This window comes from Rhodococcus sp. PvR044, from assembly GCF_040548995.1.
GTDB lineage: Bacteria > Actinomycetota > Actinomycetes > Mycobacteriales > Mycobacteriaceae > Rhodococcus_G > Rhodococcus_G oryzae.
In genome coordinates this window covers 219,229-235,345 of the sequence record NZ_JBEPSX010000002.1, presented here as the reverse complement: position 1 = coordinate 235,345, position 16,117 = coordinate 219,229, and the positions used below count along the sequence as shown (strand labels likewise).

Sequence of the window (16,117 nt, the reverse complement as noted above, 5' to 3'; positions counted from 1 at the left end):
GACGGGCGCAATCGGCGCGGCGGACGCAAACTAGGACGATGGCCGCCGATCCCGGATTCATCCCGACGCAGCTCGCGGCCCGGGCCGCGTACCTGCTGCGCGGCAACGACCTGGGCACCATGACCAGCGCGGCGCCGCGGTTGTACCCGCACATGTGGAGCTGGGACGCGGCGTTCGTCGCGGTCGGACTGGCGCCGCTGAGCGTGGAGCGGGCCGTCGTCGAGCTGGACACGCTGCTGTCCGCGCAGTGGGGCAACGGAATGATCCCGCACATCGTGTTCGCGAACGGCGTCGACGGGTACTTCCCCGGACCCGCGCGCTGGGCCTGCGGGGATCTGGCGGCGACGGCCCCCGTCGTCCCGCAGACCTCGGGCATCACACAGCCGCCGGTGCACGCGATCGCGGTCCAGCGCATCCTCGACCACTCCCGCAGGCACGGTCGCAGCACCCGGGCGGTGGCCGAGGAGTTCCTCGACCGGCGCTGGGGCGACCTGGTGCGCTGGCACCGGTGGCTCGCGACCGCCCGTGACCCGAAGGACAACGGACGAATCAGCCTGTACCACGGCTGGGAGTCCGGCATGGACAACTCGCCACGCTGGGATGCCGCGTACGCGAACGTCATTCCGGGACCGGTGCCGCCTTATCTGCGCGAGGACACCGCGATCATCTCCGACCCCACGCAGCGGCCCTCGAACGCCGAGTACGACCGCTACCTGTGGCTGCTCGAGGAGATGAAGTTGGCGCGCTACGACGACGCCGAGCTGGCGTCCACGATGAGCTTCGCCGTCGAGGACGTGTTCGTCAGCGCCGTCTTCTCGCTCGCCTGCGACGTTCTCGCCACCATCGGCGAGGAGCATTCGGCGCCGAAGTCCGATGTCCGGGACCTGCGGTACTGGGCGGAGAAGTTCCAGCGGGGCACCATCGCCACCACGGACCCGCGTTCGGGCGCCGCCCGCGACTTCGACCTGCGGTCGGGGCGCTGGATCCCCACCGAGACGCTCGCGATGTTCGCCCCGCTGCTGTGCGGCGGGCTGGACCGCGACGCCGAGCGCGCGCTGGTGCGGATCTTCGAGGGACCGCGGTTCTGCGGTCATCCGGATCTTCGGTACGCGGTGCCGCCGTCGACCTCGCCGGTCTCGGGCGACTTCCGGCCGCGCGAGTACTGGCGCGGCCCGGTGTGGCCGGTGATGACCTGGCTGTTCTCCTGGGCGTTCGCCCGTCGCGGGTGGGCCGAGCGGGCCCGACACCTGCGGGCGGAGGGCCTGCGACAGGCCGCCGACGGCAGCTTCGCCGAGTACTACGAGCCGTTCACCGGTGCACCGCTGGGCAGCATGCAGCAGTCCTGGACCGCGGCCGCGGTGTTGGACTGGCTCGGCTGAACCCACCCGCCGATTTCGTCTCGCTGGGCGGGAGGTCGGGATTCGGTACCCCGGGTGCGTCGGGTCAGGTATGACGTAGACCACACCGGATCGAAGGAGGAGGGCTGTGCGATTCACCTATGCCGAGGCCATGACCGACCCGGCTTTCTATGTGCCGCTCGCGCAGGCGGCGGAGGAGGCCGGCTATCACGGGATGTCGATCGCGGACAGCCTCTGCTATCCGAAGGAATCCGATTCGGTCTATCCCTACACGCCCGACGGAAGCAGGGAGTTCCTCGAGAACAAGGCGTTCGTCGAGGCGTTCGTCCTCGCCACCGCGCTCGGGATGGCGACGACCACGCTGCGCTTCACCACCTTCGTGCTGAAGCTGCCGATCCGTCCCCCGGTCCTCGTCGCAAAGCAGGCCACCTCGGTGGCCTACATGATCGACAACCGGCTGAGCCTCGGAATCGGTCTGAGCCCGTGGCCGGACGACTTCGAGGTGCTGGGCGTGCCGTGGGAGCGGCGCGGCAAGCGGACCAACGAGGCGATCGACATCCTTCGCGGTCTGGTGAGCGGTGACTACTTCGAGTACCACGGCGAGATCTTCGACCTGCCCGCGATCAAGCTGAGCCCGGTACCGAGCGAGCCCATCCCGATCCTCGTCGGCGGGCACAGTGACGCCGCGCTCCGGCGCGCGGTGGTCCGGGGCGACGGGTGGATGCATGCGGGCGGCGGCGACGAGGAACTCGACGTCCTGCTCGCGAAGCTGCAGCGGATGCGCCGGGAGGAGGGCACGGAGAACAGCCCGTTCGAGATCCACGTGATCTCGCCACAGGCCTACACGGTCGACGGGATCAGGCGACTCGAGGACAAGGGCGTGACCGACGTGATCGTCGGCTTCCGCGACCCCTACAGCGTCGCGCAGGACACGGAGCCGCTGGGCCAGAAGGTCGCAGCCCTGACGCACTATGCCGAGACCGTGATGTCGAACTGCGGGTGACGCGGGCGGGCCGACGCCAAAAGTTCATCCTCGGTTTCGTGGTCGTGTCCGAAATATCGGTTTAGTCTCGGGCGATGAGGCCGTCGAGTCGTAAGCGTGTCCGAGCCGTCACCCGCCTGGTCCCGGTGCTGATGGCCGGTGCCCTCGCCTTCGCCGTGCCTGGCACCGCGACCGCCGAACCGTACAACGGTCCCGACGTCGCTTCGTGGCAACACCCAGGCGGCTCGGGCATCGACTGGTTCGCCGTGCGCGCCTCCGGCCACGAGTTCGCGATGGTCAAGGCCACCGAGGGTCTCTGGTACGTCAACCCGTTCTTCGTGCAGGACGGGATCGGCATGCGCGCGGCCGGGATGTCCCGCGGCGCCTACCACTACGCCGACGTCCGGGAGTCGCCCGAGGCGCAGGCCGCGTTCTTCGCATCGACGTCGTTCCCGGTGATCGGGGGCGACGGATTGCCGCCGGTGCTCGACATCGAGGACGCCAAGGGCCTGCCGCCCGCCGCGGTGATCGACTGGACGCGCCGCTACCTCAACTCCGTCCAGGCGCTCACCGGCAAGCAGCCGATCATCTACACGTACCCGAACTTCTGGCGCACCGCGATGGCGAACACCACGGAGTTCTCCAACTACCCGCTCTGGATCGCCGACTACAACGGCAGGGACGAGCCCGGCCCGCTGCCCGGCGGCTGGCGGCACTGGACGTTCTGGCAGTACACCAGCACGGGCCGGATCCCCGGCGTGAACGGCAACGTGGACCTCAACATCTACGGCGGCGGCCTCGGCGACTTCGGCAGCTCCGCCAACCCGTTCGGTTCCTGAGGTCCCGTTCCGTTCTGAGCTCGCCGTTCGGCTCCCGAGGTCACGGATCGGCCATCCGCGCAGCGCGATCGGCGGGCGTACGCTTCGGGGGTGCGCAGGCGCGAGGCAGCCTGGGAGTATCTCCGCGGCGCGCTGTGGGTGCTACCCGCCATAGCCGTGGTGCTGGCGCTGGCCCTCGGGTCGATCCTGTCGTCCGTGAACACCCGCCCCGGCACCTGGATGCACCGGTTGGCGTTCCAGGGCACCCCCGATGACGCCCGCACGCTGCTCATCGGCACGGCGGGCACGATGATCACCGTCATCGCGCTGACCCTCGGGCTCACTGTGGTGGCGCTGCAGCTCTCGTCCACCCAGTTCTCGCCGCGGATCCTGCGCAACTTCCTGCGTGACCGCCCGAATCAGGTGGTGCTCAGCGTCTTCGTCGCGACCTTCGCGTACAGCATCGCCGGGCTCTACACGGTTGGCGTGTCCGCGGGCAGCCGGACCGCGGACTATCCGCGGTTCGCGGTGAGCTGGGCGATGGTGCTGCTGTTCCTCAGCCTGGGCGCGCTGGTCTACGAGATCCACCACCTGACCCATTCGCTGCAGATCGACGAGGTCATGCGCACGGTGGAGCGGAACACGCGCGAGGTGGTGCGGCACGGGCTGCCGGGCACCACGGCGCCGTCGGCGCTCCCTGACCCGCCGCCGTCGGCGACGGTGGTGCCCTCGAGCCGCACCGGCTACGTGCAGGCGGTGCACCCGGACGAGCTGGTCGGGCACGCCGCACGGCACGGGGTGAGCATCAAGATCGCGCCCCGCGTCGGGGACCACATCGCCGCCGGATCCACCCCGCTGGCCTGGGTGTGGAGCGAGGCCGGCCGCGATTTCGACGCGGTGGGGGTCGGCCGCGCGGTCGAGCAGTCCGTGCGGATCGGGTTCGAGCGGACACTCGAGCAGGACGCCGCGCTCGGCATGCGTCAGCTCGTCGACGTCGCCTCGAAGGCGTTGTCCCCCGCCATCAACGACCCGTACACGGCGGTCCAGGCACTGGATCACCTCACCGCGATCATGTCCTCGCTCTCCCGTCGGGACCTCGGGTCGCTCGTATTGTCGGCCGGCCCGGGAGGCGGCACGGTCACGGTCCCCGCCTACACCTTCGCCGATTATCTCGATCTGGCCTGCGCCCAGATTCGGCGCTACGGCGCGCGCGAGCCCACCGTCGCGCTCGCGCTGATCCGGCTGTTGCGGGACAGCGCGGCGGCCACCACCGATGACGGTCGCCTCACCGCGATCGGGTTTCAGCTCGGGCTGCTCGAGGCGGACGCCACCCGCGAGATCGTGCAACCGGCGGACCTGACCGCCGTCACCGCGGCCGCGGGCGAGCTCCGGGATCGGCTGGAGCGCGCCCGCTGACCGAGGGCGGGTCAGCCGCAGATGGCCGCGTCCACGATCCCGTAGACGGCGTCCTCGGAGTCGGGGCCGAGACCATTGGTCACCGACGCCTCCATCCGCCTGCTGCCGTCGAGGGTGGTGAAGGCGAGGGTGGTGTAGCCGGGGATGCCGCCGCTGTGACCCCATGCCGTCACCCCGCACGGGGTGTTCCTGGACTGGGCGCCCAGCCCGTATCCGTGCCCGTCGGTGATCGACCGGGCGGAGGTCAGCTCGGCGAGCTGGGCGGGCCGCAGGAGACGCCCGTCGGCCAGTGCGGTCAGGAAGAGGTCCAGGTCGGAGGTGGTGGAGATCATCTCGCCCGCGGCGCCGCCCCAGCTCGGGTCGAGTTCGGTGGTGTCCACCGGCACCCCCGCGACGGGGTGGTAGCCGCGGGCGTGCGGTCCGGGGATGAACAGGCTGCCGTGCGGGGCGCTGGTCGCGAGCATCCCGAGCGGTGTGGTGATCCGAGCGGCGACCTCGGTGTCCCAGGATCGTCCGGTCACCTTCTCGATCAGCATGCCAAGCACGATGTAATTGGTGTTGGAGTAGGCCCAGTCGGTGCCGGGCGCGAAGTTCAGAGGCTTGCTCGTCGCCAGGTCCACCAGCTCGTTCGGGGTGTAGGGCCGGAACCGGATGCCGAGGAACTCGCCGTCGTCCAGCGGGAGGGAATCGGTGTAGTTGTACAGCCCGCTGGTGTGCTGCAACAGCATCCGGACGGTGATGGTGTCGCCGTCGGGCAACAGGCCGGGCAGGTACCGGGCCACCGGCGCGTCCAGCTCGACCCGTTCGTCTTCCACCAGCTGCAGCAGCACGGTGGCGACGAACGTCTTGGTCACGCTGCCGATCCGGAACCGGCCGTCGTCGGGAACCGCCCACGGCGTGCCGAGCACACTCGAACCGGCGGTGGCGGTCGTGGTCCGTCCGTCCCACGTCGTCCGGACCTGTACACCGACCGCCCCGTTCGCGAGGATGCGGTCCATCGCCTGCTGCACCGCCGCGCCGGTGGCGGTGGCGGGTGCCTGCGGCTGCGCGAGCGCGGGCGTCGCGCCGACGAGCAGGGCGGTGACCGCGACGGCGAGCCCGGAGGCTACGAGTCTGCTTCTCATGGTGGGGTTCTCCTCGATTGTCGCCCGATAACTCTCGGCACCGACGCTATTGACGCGCGACGGGTGCGACGATCCCCCTGACTACCGGATCTGAGGTACAGCCTGCCCCACCTCGGACACGAAAGGGCGCCCTCCGGAGAACCGGAGGGCGCCCAGGGTTCGCGAGGGTCAGACGCCGACCCGCCCGCCGCCCGACTTCCAGGCCGCGACGACCGACGGCCGGGGCTGGCTGTCGCCGCCGTCCGGCCAGTGCGAGGCCGGCTTGTCGGCGCTGGCGCCGTCGAGCTCACCCGGGTGCTGCACACAGACCACGACGCGGGACTCGCCGATGATCGGTCCGCAGGTCTCGCCGCCCTTCGGGACGGTGAGGAACTGCTTGGTCTCGCCGCGCCGGTCGCCGTCGAGCACCACGCTGAACAGGCCGTCGTTCGACTTCAGCGCGTTGCCATCGGTGGAGATCCACAGGTTGCCGTGCGGGTCGAACGCCAGGTTGTCGGGGCAGGAGATCGGGCTGACCTGCGTCTTGTCGAACCCACCGAAGTAGGTGTCGGCTGCCGCGGGATCGCCGCAGACCAGCAGCAGGTTCCACGTGAAACCGGTGCCTGCGTGCTCGTCCTCGATCTCGAGGACCTGCCCGTTCTTGTTGTTGTTGCGGGGGTTCGGCTCGTCGGCGGCGGGCTTGCCCTCCTCGCCGCGCTTGGTGTTGTTGGTCAGCGCGACGTACACCTTGCCGGTCTTCGGGTTGGGCTCGAAGTCCTCTGGGCGGTCCATCTTCGTGGCGCCCACCTTGTCGCCGGCGATCCGGGTGAACACCGCGACCTCCTCCGCGCTCATCCCGTCTACCAGGGACTCGGCCTTGCCGTCCTCGCCGGTGCGCAGCAGCGGAATCCACTCGCCCTTGCCTGCGAAGCGCCCGGAGGACGGCAGCTTGCCGGAGCCGTCGATCTGGTCCGGCTCGTCGCCGGTCAGCTTGGCGACGTACAGCGTGCCTGCGTCGAGGATGGTCAGGTTGTGCCGCATGCTGGATTGGCCGTTGCCGGGCATCATCTTTCGCGCGGACACGAACTTGTACATGTAGTCGAACCGCTCGTCGTCGCCGCTGTAGGCGACCACAGTGCCGTCGTCGGTCACGTAGATGGTCGCGGCCTCGTGCTTGAAGCGGCCCATCGCGGTGTGCTTGATCGGGGTGGACGCCGGATCCCACGGGTTCACCTCGACGACGTAACCGAAGCGGTTCGCCTCGTTCGGCTCCTGCACGAGGTCGAAGCGGGGATCGAAGCGCTCCCACTTCCGCTCGCTCGCCCCGCCCTCGATGCCGTACCGCTTCAGCCTGGCCGCGACGGTCGGGTCGGTGACCTGATCGGCGTTGGCGAAGTACTGGTTGAAGTTCTCCTCGCCGGAGAGCACCGTGCCCCATGGGGTGACGCCACCGGAGCAGTTGTTGAGCGTCCCGGTCACCCGGGTGCCGGTGGGGTCGGCGGTGGTCTTGAGGAGGTCGCTGCCCGCGGCGGGCCCGGTCACCAGGAACTCCGAGTTCGCGGTGATACGGCGGTTGTTCGGACCGAATTCCGGTGTGAGCCTGCCTGTTCCGGACTCGCCCTTGACCTGGACGACGGAAAGGCCGTGCGCGGCGATCGCGGTCTGGAACTGCTGGAGGGTGGGGTTCGCGGGGTCGTAGCCGGTGAACATGAAGGGCTCGGTGGTGTACTCGTGGTTGACCACCAGCAGATAGGTGTTCGGCTGGCCCTCCACGGGGAGCAGGCCGGCGAAGTCGTTGTTGAAGCCGAACTGCATCTCCTGCGCCTGCGGCGTCTGGTTGGCGAAGTCGAAAGCGGGCGCGCCGGGCAGCACCGGGTCGCCCCAGCGGATCACGACGGCCTGCTCGTAGCCCTCGGGCACCACGACGGCGTCCTCGGTGTTCGGTGCGACTGCGGTGAACGCGGTGCCGCCCGGGGCCTCGCCGCCGCCCGCCGCCGCCGTCGTGGAGCCCCCGGCCGAGCCGCTGCCGGAGTCATCGGAACACGCGACCAACGCGCCGCCCGCACCGACCGCGAGCACCGCGACGGCGCCGGACTTGAGCAGCCCGCGCCGCGACATCGCGGCGCGCACGATGTCGCCGAAGTACTCACCGCCGGAGGTGTTGGGCACCTCGTGCGAGCAGGCATTGCCGCACTTGTACTGGCAGGTGATCGATGCCCGCGATGATTTGCCGTCGTGATTGACAAACAGCGCGAGGGGCTTCAGCTTCACGTGGTTCTCCTGATCGAAGGTTCAACTCGGGAGACCGTAGAAGTCTTAAGCGAGGGCAAAGGAACGGCAAAGTGAACGACCGGACAATGAGGGTGCCCTAACGGGCCACCCAGATCGGCTGCCGATCAACGATGTTTGGGTACAGCCGCAGTCGTCCTGGCGGTGACGGTTCAGTCGCAGGCAAATCGGCATGCCCGCGGACTCGGGTCCGCCAGTTCCACGCGCGCGCCCTCGCCCATTCCAGGGCAGGAGTGATGGTGTCCTGGACGTCGTGGTCGTGGTGGTAGCTGGCCGTTTCCGTAGAACGATTACTTCAGTGGGTGAATTTCAAGCGGTGATACTAACTCAGTTGTATGCTGGCGATCTATTCTTGTGTCGACGAAAGTGGTGTTAGCGAATGACCAATGCGCTGCAGGCTTTTTCCAGCAGGGCCGATCTTCAGCAGTTCAATCCAAACGGGCTTTTACTGTTTGCTCTCGAATTGCGATTCGGAATTGATGATATAGCAACAGTTGCGGCGAGTGCGATTACAGATGGATCGAAAGACCGAAAGTGTGATCTAGTATATATCGATGCAGAAACGCGAACCGCGGTGCTCGCGCAAGGTTACTTTGCGGGCGATTCTTCAAAGGCGTCGGCGCCCTCGAACAAAGCTGCGGATCTGGGCATCGCAGCGTCCTGGGTGTTGGGAAATCAGCGTGCCGATGATTTGGGAGTCAGCCTTCGAGCTGCCGCTGAAGATCTTCATGAAGCGATTGAAGCGGGCGAGGTTGACGTTGTAGAGCTTTGGTATTCGCACAACCTGCCCGAATCAAAGAACGTTGCAGACGAGCTTGACAGGGCAACTCATTCAGCGAAGGCGCTATTGTCGCAATGCTATCCCGATCATCAGGTCGAAGTTCGTTATCTTGAGGTTGGAAGTGCGACCCTCAACGATTGGTACGCGAGTACCAAAAGTCCAATTTTGGTAACCGATGATCTGGATGTCCCTGCGACCAGTTGGTTTTCGGAGACTGGGGACGGTTGGGAGGCGGTCTGTACATCAGTGCCCGCAACGTGGCTGCACGGTCTATTCGATAAGCATGGTGACAGGCTCTTTTCGGCAAACGTGCGTGGATATATGCCGCGCCGTCGTACAGCGCTCAACATTAACTTTGGGATTGAAGAGACAGCCCGGAACCATCCGGGAAGATTTTGGGCATTCAACAACGGGGTTACCGCGCTCGTCAATTCGATAAGTGCGGATGAACCTAACAGTAGCCTCAGCCTGTCGGGGATTGCGGTGGTAAATGGAGCGCAGACAACGGGCTCGCTTGCGCGCGTAGAGCTATCTGCGTTGGATGAAGCCCGTGTTCTAATCAGGTTTGTCCAGGCCAGCAATCCTGATCTCGTTCAGAACATTATCCGATACAACAATAGTCAGAATCAGATCAAGCCCTCAGATTTTCGAAGCGGAGATCGCATACAAAAGCGATTGCGTGAAGATTTCAAGAAGATCCCAGATGCGACCTATCTCGGAGCAAGGCGCGGTGGGAGCGATGACAGGGCGCGAAAACCATCGAATCTAATTGCATCGGATACTGCTGCTCAGTCTTTGGCGGCATTCCATCAGGATCCGACTACCGCATATCATAATCTCAGTAGCATCTGGGACAACGACGAAGTATATGCACGGTATTTCTCAGACCATACCACTGCAGCACATATCGTCTTCTGTTATTCGCTATGGCGTGCAGTTGCTCAAACGAAGGCTGATCTGACGGGCCTGCCCGCGGCGGCGCAAACGTCGGATGACAAGGAGGCACTTGACTACCTGCGGAAACGGGGTTCACTCTATCTTCTTGTTGCCGGTATTGCAAACGCTGCTGAGATTTACTTGGGTCGAGCACTCCCAAATACTTTTGCGCTATCTTTCGGCAAGCGTGTTAGCCCTGAGGAGGCAACCAAATACTGGATGCCGCTAGTCGATGCACTATTGCCTTTTGCGCCTAGTCAGCTGGGGCCTGCATTCGATAATGGTGGTGTGAGGCGACGAGAGATCGTAAAGAACAATGTCAGCGCCTTCCGGTCCGTCGTTGCATCGACCAAACGCGCGAACGCCTCCGTTTTTGATGAATTCCGCAATCGAGTGGACATCGCAACCTAATCGGATAGACGATCAGTGCGCGAATATATCTGCCGGAGGAGGGTGCTTTCATAAAGGAGTTCGAGGTTCGCGGCCCTAGCGCATCTTTGGCTAGGGCCGTGAGCCTTCATGTTTGCACCTACATGATTTTTAGTGAAGGTCAGTGAGACGCTGCTCCGGAGGTGATTTGTTAGGGGTCAACGTCGATGCCGACTACTGGAATCGCAGTCGATAGAGTCTGTGATCGTGTGGGCGATCAAGGTCTATCGACCTCTCGCGTAAGCGCTACAGCACCTGGGAGAGGAAGGCCTGCAGGCGCTCGGTCTGTGGGTCGTCGAAGAGCGCCTCCGGTTTGCCGGTCTCCACCACCACCCCGCGGTCCATGAACAGCACGGTGTCGGAAACCGAACGGGCGAAACCCATCTCGTGCGTGACGACGACCATCGACATGCCGCCGGACGCCAGGTCCGTCATCAGCGCCAGCACGCCCTTGACGAGCTCCGGGTCCAGCGCGGAGGTGGCCTCGTCGAAGAACATGATCTCCGGCTTCATCGCCAGAGCCCGGGCGATCGCGACCCGCTGCTGCTGGCCGCCGGACAGGTTGCCCGGCCGGGACTGTGCCTTCTCCGCCAGCCCCACCAGTTCGAGCTGTTCGAGGGCGACCGCGCGCGCCTGCTCCTTCGACAGCCCCCGCAGCTTCCGGGGTCCGAGGGCGATGTTGTCGAGCACGGTGCGGTGCGGGAACAGGTTGAAGTGCTGGAACACCATGCCGATCCGCTGGCGCAGGGTGTCCGGGTTGTCGCCGAGCACCGACCGGCCGTCGAGCAGGATGTCGCCCTGTTCGGGTTCGTGCAGACGGTTGAGCACCCGCAGCAGCGTCGACTTGCCGGAGCCGGACGGGCCGATGACCGAGGTGGTCTTGCCTGCGTCGACGTGGATGTCGACGCCGCGCAACACCTTGTTCGTGCCGAAGGACAAGTGCAGGTCGGTGCCGGTCAGCGAGACCGAATTGGTCGCGGTGGTCATGGGCTATCCCCTTTCCACGACGATGGCTTGTTCGAGCGGGTCGAGTGTGCCGGAGGTGTCGGCCCTGCCGGTCCGCAGGCGCCGGTCGATGTAGTTGACCAGGTGGGTGAGCGGGATCGTCAGCGCCAGGTAGAACAGGCCGGCGGCCACCAGCGGCGACAGGTTCCCGGTCTGCGCGTTGAGGTCGCGCCCGACGGCGAAGAGTTCCCGCTGGGTCGCCAGCAGGCCGAGAAAGTAGATCAGCGAGGAGTCCTTGATCAGCGAGATGAACTGGTTCATCAGCGCGGGCAGCACCCGGCGGACGCCCTGCGGGATCACCACCAGGGTCATCGCCCGGCGGTAGCTGAAGCCGATCGCGCGGGCCGCCTCCAGCTGCCCCGGCTCCACGCTCTGGATGCCGGAGCGGAAGATCTCGCCGATATAGGCGGCTGCCAGCAGGGCCAGCGCGGCGGCGCCGAGCCAGTACGGGTTGTTGCCGGTCAGGCCCTTGACCACCGGTCCGACGCCAAGGCCGATGATCAGGATGATCACCACCGCGGGCAGCCCGCGGAAGACGTCGGTGTACACCCGCGCCGGCCAGCGCAGCCAGCGGGTGCGCGAGATGCCCGCGACCGCGAGCAGCATGCCAGCCACGGTGCCGATCACACCCGAGGTGACGGCGAGGATCACCGTGTTGGGCAGGCCGGTCTTGAGCAGGTCCGGGATGGCCTGGCGGTACAGATCCCAGTCGAAGAAGGTGGCGCCGAGCTGGGCGAGCGTCGACTGCTGGGCGGTCTGCGACTGCTCGGATCCCGGTGTCTCCGGCTTGGCCAGCGCGGCGAAGTCAGGCAGCTCCGGCTCCGGCGCCGCCTTGCTGCCCGGCTTCCAGCCCTCGGGCAGCTCACGGGGCACCCAGTCCGAGTACAGCGACGCCCAGGTGCCGTCGGCGATCACCGCGTCCAGCCCGGAGTTGAGCGCGTCGATCAGGGGCTGGTTGTCCTTGTTGACGGCCCAGCCGACGAAGTTGTTGAGGCTGAAGGTGTTCTGCACGATCGAGGTGGGGTCGCCGGGCTTGATCGCGCCCTCCGCCTGCTGGGACGGGGCCACCCACGCGTCGATCTGGCCGGTCTTGAGGTTCGCGTACGCGGTGTTGTAGTCGGGGAACTTCACCGGGTCGAGCCCAAGCGTGTTCACGACGTAGTCGTCCTGGACGGTGCCCTGCACGACCCCGATCCGGGTGCCGGCGTTCAGGTCGGAGAACCCGTGGATGGCGCTGCCGTTCGGCACCACCAGTGAGAAGTAGCCGAAGTCGTAGCCATTGGTGAAACCGACGGTCTTGCGCCGCTCGTCGGTGGTGGTGATCGAGGACGACCCGACGTCGAATCGGTTCGTCGCGACCTGGGAGAGCAGCCCGGCGAACTCGGTGCCGGAGAACTCGATCTGCAGGCCGAGCTTGGCGGCGACGGCCTTGAGCAGCTCGTTGTCGTAGCCGGTGAAGCTTCCGGAGGAGTCGACGCAGATGCTCGGCGGCGCGTCGGACAGGGTGCCGACGCTGAGCTTGCCGGGGGTGGCCAGGCCGAGCGCGCCGGTGTCGATCTGGTCGAGCGGCTTGGTGGTCGGTGTGGTGTACCGATCCTCCGTGGCAGTCGCGGCGGCGGCGTCCAGGTTGGTGGGTGCGGCCGAGGCGCTGCCGACGCCGGGCGGGGCGCACAGGTCGGTGGCCGAGGTGGCCGAATCGTCGCCACCACCGCACCCGGTCAGCGTCAACGCGAGCAGCGCCAGCAGGGCGATGAGCACCCGACTCTTCACGACATGTGGACGAACCATGCTGAGGAGCCTAGCGGCGCCGGGGTCAGGGACCCGGGAACCTTTCTGTTCGGTGAAGGGGGCTGCTCAGGCCAGGCCCTCGATCGGCTCGGGCAGCCGGTCGGCGCGCCAGCGCAGCGCCTCCATGACCGTGGACAGGTCGTAGTCGGGTCCACCGGTACCGACGGTGAACAGGGTGACGCCCGCGTCGAGGAAATCCTGCGCGGCCTCCGGGCCGGGCCAGGCGACCGACCGCTCGATCCGCGCGGGTTCGCGGCCGACGGCCGCGCAGTGCTCGGCCAGCACCTGCGACTTGTGCCGCAACGCGTCGAGGTCGGCGAAGCTGTGCCACACGTCGGCGTACTCGGCGACCAGGCGCAGCGTCTTGCGTTCGCCGCCGCCGCCGATGAGGACCGGGATGTGCCGGGTGGGGGCCGGGTTGAGCCTGTCCAGCCGTGCCGAGATCCGCGACAGGGTCTCGCCGAGCAGCTTCAATCGGTGCCCCGCGGTGCCGAACTCGTAGCCGTACTCGTCGTAGTCCTTCTCGAACCAGCCCGCCCCGATGCCGAGGATGAGCCGCCCGCCGCTGATGTGGTCGACCGTGCGGGCCATGTCCGCGAGCAGGTCCGGGTTCCGGTAGCCGCCGCCGCTGACCAGCGCGCCGATCTCCACCCGCTCGGTCTGCTCCGCGAAGGCGGCGAGCATCGTCCAGCACTCGAAGTGGGCGCCGTCGGGGTCGCCGTAGAGCGGATAGAAGTGGTCCCAGGTGAAGACGATGTCGACGCCCGCGTCCTCTGACCGCAGTACCGCGTCGCGGATCAGGCCGTAGTCGGGGGCGTGTTGCGGCTGGAGCTGGACGCCGATGCGAAATCCGTGGGTCATCTGCACTCCTGACTCGTCGAGGAAGGCCGGATCCCACGGTAGTCCGAAGGGCCCGACCCCGCAGTCCTCCGCGACCGTTCAGGCGCAGCGCGTCAGAGCTGCGTTTCGCGCCGCGCGATCCGTGGCAGGCGAAGGAGCGGGAGCGGCCGGTGGGTGGTGACGATCCAGGCCTCGTATCCGTTCAGCGCGAGCAGGACCGCGAGGACCAGCGCGGCGGTGGCGATGGCAGGCAGCAGCGGCGCCGCCACCGCGATCGCGCAGCAGGCGAGGGCCGCGGCGGACCGCTGCAGGGTGGCCGCCCCGAACATCCGCCACCGGGCGTAGCAGAACCCGAACAGGTACAGCGCCACGCCGGGGGCGAGCAGCAGCTCGGGGAACGAGTGCGGCACGGACAGCGGATAGGCGAGCAGTTTCTTCAGGCCAACGGCGATCATGATGATCGCGGTGACGTAGATGAGGTGGGCGTAGCTGAAGACATCGGTGACGATGCGAGCCTGCTCGGGACTGTGCTCCAGGCTGTGGCGCACGGCGGGGGCGCCGTAGTGGAAGTACGTCCACCACAGCAGGACGATGATGAGGAACGCGAGCGCGAAGGCGGCGTAGGTGGGCCCGTCGAGGTCGATCCCGGCGGCCTGGCCGCCGACCGCGACCACCGTCTCGCCCAGCGCGATGATCAGGAACAGCCCGAACCGCTCCGGCAGGTGCGCGGTCTCGATGCGGACGTGGTTCATGCCCGCGGGCAGCACCCGCGGGGCGATCAGTTCGATCAGGGCGGCCGCGGTCCACGCGGCGATCCGCCATGGTCCGTCGAGGAAGGCGCCGAGCAGGAACAGCGGCGCGGCGACGAAGGCGGCCACGGCGAAGGGCTCCAACCGGAGTCGGGCGGACCCGCCGGGAAGTCGGCAGGAGAAGGCCCACAACAGGAGTCGGAGCACGACATAGCCGGCGGCGAAGACAAGGGCGCGGTCGCCGAACGCCCCTCCGACGGCCACCGACATCAGGAGCCCACAGCCGGCGACGCTGAAGAGCGCCACCCGGCCCAGCGCCCGATCCACGAGGTCGCCCGCCCGGTTCGCCAGCAGCGTCGCGCCGACCCACCCCCACCACAGCGGCATGAACAGCAGCATCAGGCGAGCCGCCTCGCCTATGTCGTGCGCGCCTGCCAGGGCGGTGGCGATCTGGGTGACCGCGAAGACCCAGATCAGGTCGAAGAACAGCTCGGCCCACGCGACCCGCTGCTCGGGTGGAGGTTCGGTCGGAGCGTCGGCCACCGAATCGGCGCCGTCGAGTGCTGGCTGGTCCACGCGGTCTCCCCCATCGCCGACTGGTACGGCGACGAAGTTTAGGTGCCACTCATCCTGGGCGGCAACGGCTCTCCGATTTGTCGACGGACGCCTACTGTGTCGGGATCAGCACGGGCGGGCGATCGTGTCCGCAACCGACGGGGAGGTCACAGTGAACACGGAGCGTGTCGAGTTTCGCGCGGAGGACGGCACCGGCCTGGTGGGAATCCTGCGCCGCCCGGCCGGGGCGACCAGGGCGGTGACCTTCACCGGCCCGTTCACCGGGGTGAAGGAACAGGTCGTCGGCACGTACGCCGACGCCCTCGCGCGCGCCGGATTCGCCACGCTGGTCTTCGACCATCGGAACTACGGCGAGTCCGGTGGTGTGATCCGCAGGCACGAGGACGCCGCGGGCAAGCTGACCGACCTGCGCGCGGCCGTCGGCCACCTGGGCGCACTGGGATTCGGACGGATCGGCCTGACGGGCGTGTGCCTGGGTGGCGGGTACGCACTCAAGGCCGCCGCCCAGGATCCCCGGGTGGCCGCGCTGGCCTGCGTGGCGGGCGCGTACCCCGGTGCCCCGGGCAGCTTCGCCCGTCGCGGCGGTGCCTACCGAGAAGCGTTGCGGGACATATGGGATCACGCATGGACCGAGGACGGACAGCCGGTCTATCAGAAGGCGGTGACCGATGACGGCGGGCCGGCGGCGATGGCGGGTGCGGAGCCGTTCGAGTACTACGGCACGGAACGCTCCTACAGTCCCCACTGGGAGAACTCCGTCACCGTCGCGTCGGGGTATCAGACGATGACGGTCGACACCCTCGCCGCCGCCGACCTGATCTCCCCAACCCCGCTGCTCGTGGTGCACGGCACCACCGATGAGTTCTGCAGTCCCGAGGGCGCTCAGGCGGTGTACGACAGGGCCGGTGATCCGAAGAAGATCGTCTGGCTGCCGACCACGAACCACATCGACCTCTATGACATCCCGGAATTCGTGAACCCGGCCGTCGACGAGCTCACCGCCTTCTTCTCGGAACACCTCTGACGCACGGGTCAGCGCGCGGATCA

12 protein-coding genes are annotated in these 16,117 nt (G+C 67.2%); 6 read left to right on the top strand and 6 right to left on the bottom strand.

Features of this window, described 5'->3' with window-relative positions:
* Nucleotides 1–38 precede the first annotated feature (38 nt).
* From ggh to ABIC28_RS07240, 4 genes are all read left to right on the top strand, one after another.
* Nucleotides 39–1,379, top strand: a complete 1,341-nt coding sequence (gene ggh, locus ABIC28_RS07255; protein WP_077039987.1) for a glucosylglycerate hydrolase — start codon at nt 39–41, stop codon at nt 1,377–1,379.
* Between the two features lie 106 nt (nt 1,380–1,485).
* The gene (locus tag ABIC28_RS07250; protein WP_209928036.1) at nt 1,486–2,361 is read left to right on the top strand and encodes a TIGR03619 family F420-dependent LLM class oxidoreductase; all 876 of its coding nucleotides are present in this window, start codon (nt 1,486–1,488) and stop codon (nt 2,359–2,361) included.
* A gap of 74 nt (nt 2,362–2,435) precedes the next feature.
* Entirely contained in the window at nt 2,436–3,179 is a 744-nt protein-coding gene (locus ABIC28_RS07245) for a glycoside hydrolase family 25 protein (RefSeq protein WP_354578180.1), read from the top strand.
* Nucleotides 3,180–3,269: 90 nt separating this feature from the next.
* Entirely contained in the window at nt 3,270–4,574 is a 1,305-nt protein-coding gene (locus ABIC28_RS07240; protein WP_354578178.1) for a DUF2254 domain-containing protein, read from the top strand.
* Between the two features lie 11 nt (nt 4,575–4,585).
* On the opposite strand, the gene ABIC28_RS07235 is transcribed toward ABIC28_RS07240, so the two are convergent.
* Together ABIC28_RS07235 and ABIC28_RS07230 are read right to left on the bottom strand one after the other, a co-directional pair.
* Nucleotides 4,586–5,698 (bottom strand): serine hydrolase domain-containing protein, encoded by a 1,113-nt coding sequence (locus tag ABIC28_RS07235; RefSeq protein ID WP_354578176.1) that lies wholly within the window; start codon nt 5,696–5,698, stop codon nt 4,586–4,588.
* Nucleotides 5,699–5,866: 168 nt separating this feature from the next.
* On the bottom strand, nt 5,867–7,948 hold the full coding sequence (locus ABIC28_RS07230) for a PhoX family protein (RefSeq protein WP_209928038.1): 2,082 nt from the start codon (nt 7,946–7,948) through the stop codon (nt 5,867–5,869).
* Between the two features lie 397 nt (nt 7,949–8,345).
* On the opposite strand from ABIC28_RS07230, the gene ABIC28_RS07225 reads away from it, so the two are divergent.
* Nucleotides 8,346–10,094, top strand: a complete 1,749-nt coding sequence (locus ABIC28_RS07225) for an AIPR family protein (protein WP_354578174.1) — start codon at nt 8,346–8,348, stop codon at nt 10,092–10,094.
* Between the two features lie 264 nt (nt 10,095–10,358).
* On the opposite strand, the gene ABIC28_RS07220 is transcribed toward ABIC28_RS07225, so the two are convergent.
* The 4 genes from ABIC28_RS07220 to ABIC28_RS07205 form a co-directional block, all read right to left on the bottom strand.
* Nucleotides 10,359–11,099 (bottom strand): amino acid ABC transporter ATP-binding protein, encoded by a 741-nt coding sequence (locus tag ABIC28_RS07220; protein WP_179800475.1) that lies wholly within the window; start codon nt 11,097–11,099, stop codon nt 10,359–10,361.
* A gap of 3 nt (nt 11,100–11,102) precedes the next feature.
* Nucleotides 11,103–12,905 (bottom strand): ABC transporter substrate-binding protein/permease, encoded by a 1,803-nt coding sequence (locus ABIC28_RS07215; RefSeq protein ID WP_209928040.1) that lies wholly within the window; start codon nt 12,903–12,905, stop codon nt 11,103–11,105.
* Nucleotides 12,906–12,971: 66 nt separating this feature from the next.
* A complete protein-coding gene (locus ABIC28_RS07210) occupies nt 12,972–13,766 on the bottom strand; it encodes an LLM class F420-dependent oxidoreductase (protein ID WP_209928042.1) in 795 nt (264 codons plus the stop codon).
* A 92-nt stretch (nt 13,767–13,858) separates the two neighbouring features.
* Nucleotides 13,859–15,070 (bottom strand): low temperature requirement protein A, encoded by a 1,212-nt coding sequence (locus tag ABIC28_RS07205; RefSeq protein WP_209928043.1) that lies wholly within the window; start codon nt 15,068–15,070, stop codon nt 13,859–13,861.
* Between the two features lie 151 nt (nt 15,071–15,221).
* Between ABIC28_RS07205 and ABIC28_RS07200 the strand changes: the two genes are divergently transcribed.
* Nucleotides 15,222–16,094, top strand: a complete 873-nt coding sequence (locus tag ABIC28_RS07200) for an alpha/beta hydrolase (RefSeq protein WP_354578170.1) — start codon at nt 15,222–15,224, stop codon at nt 16,092–16,094.
* Nucleotides 16,095–16,117: the final 23 nt, after the last annotated feature.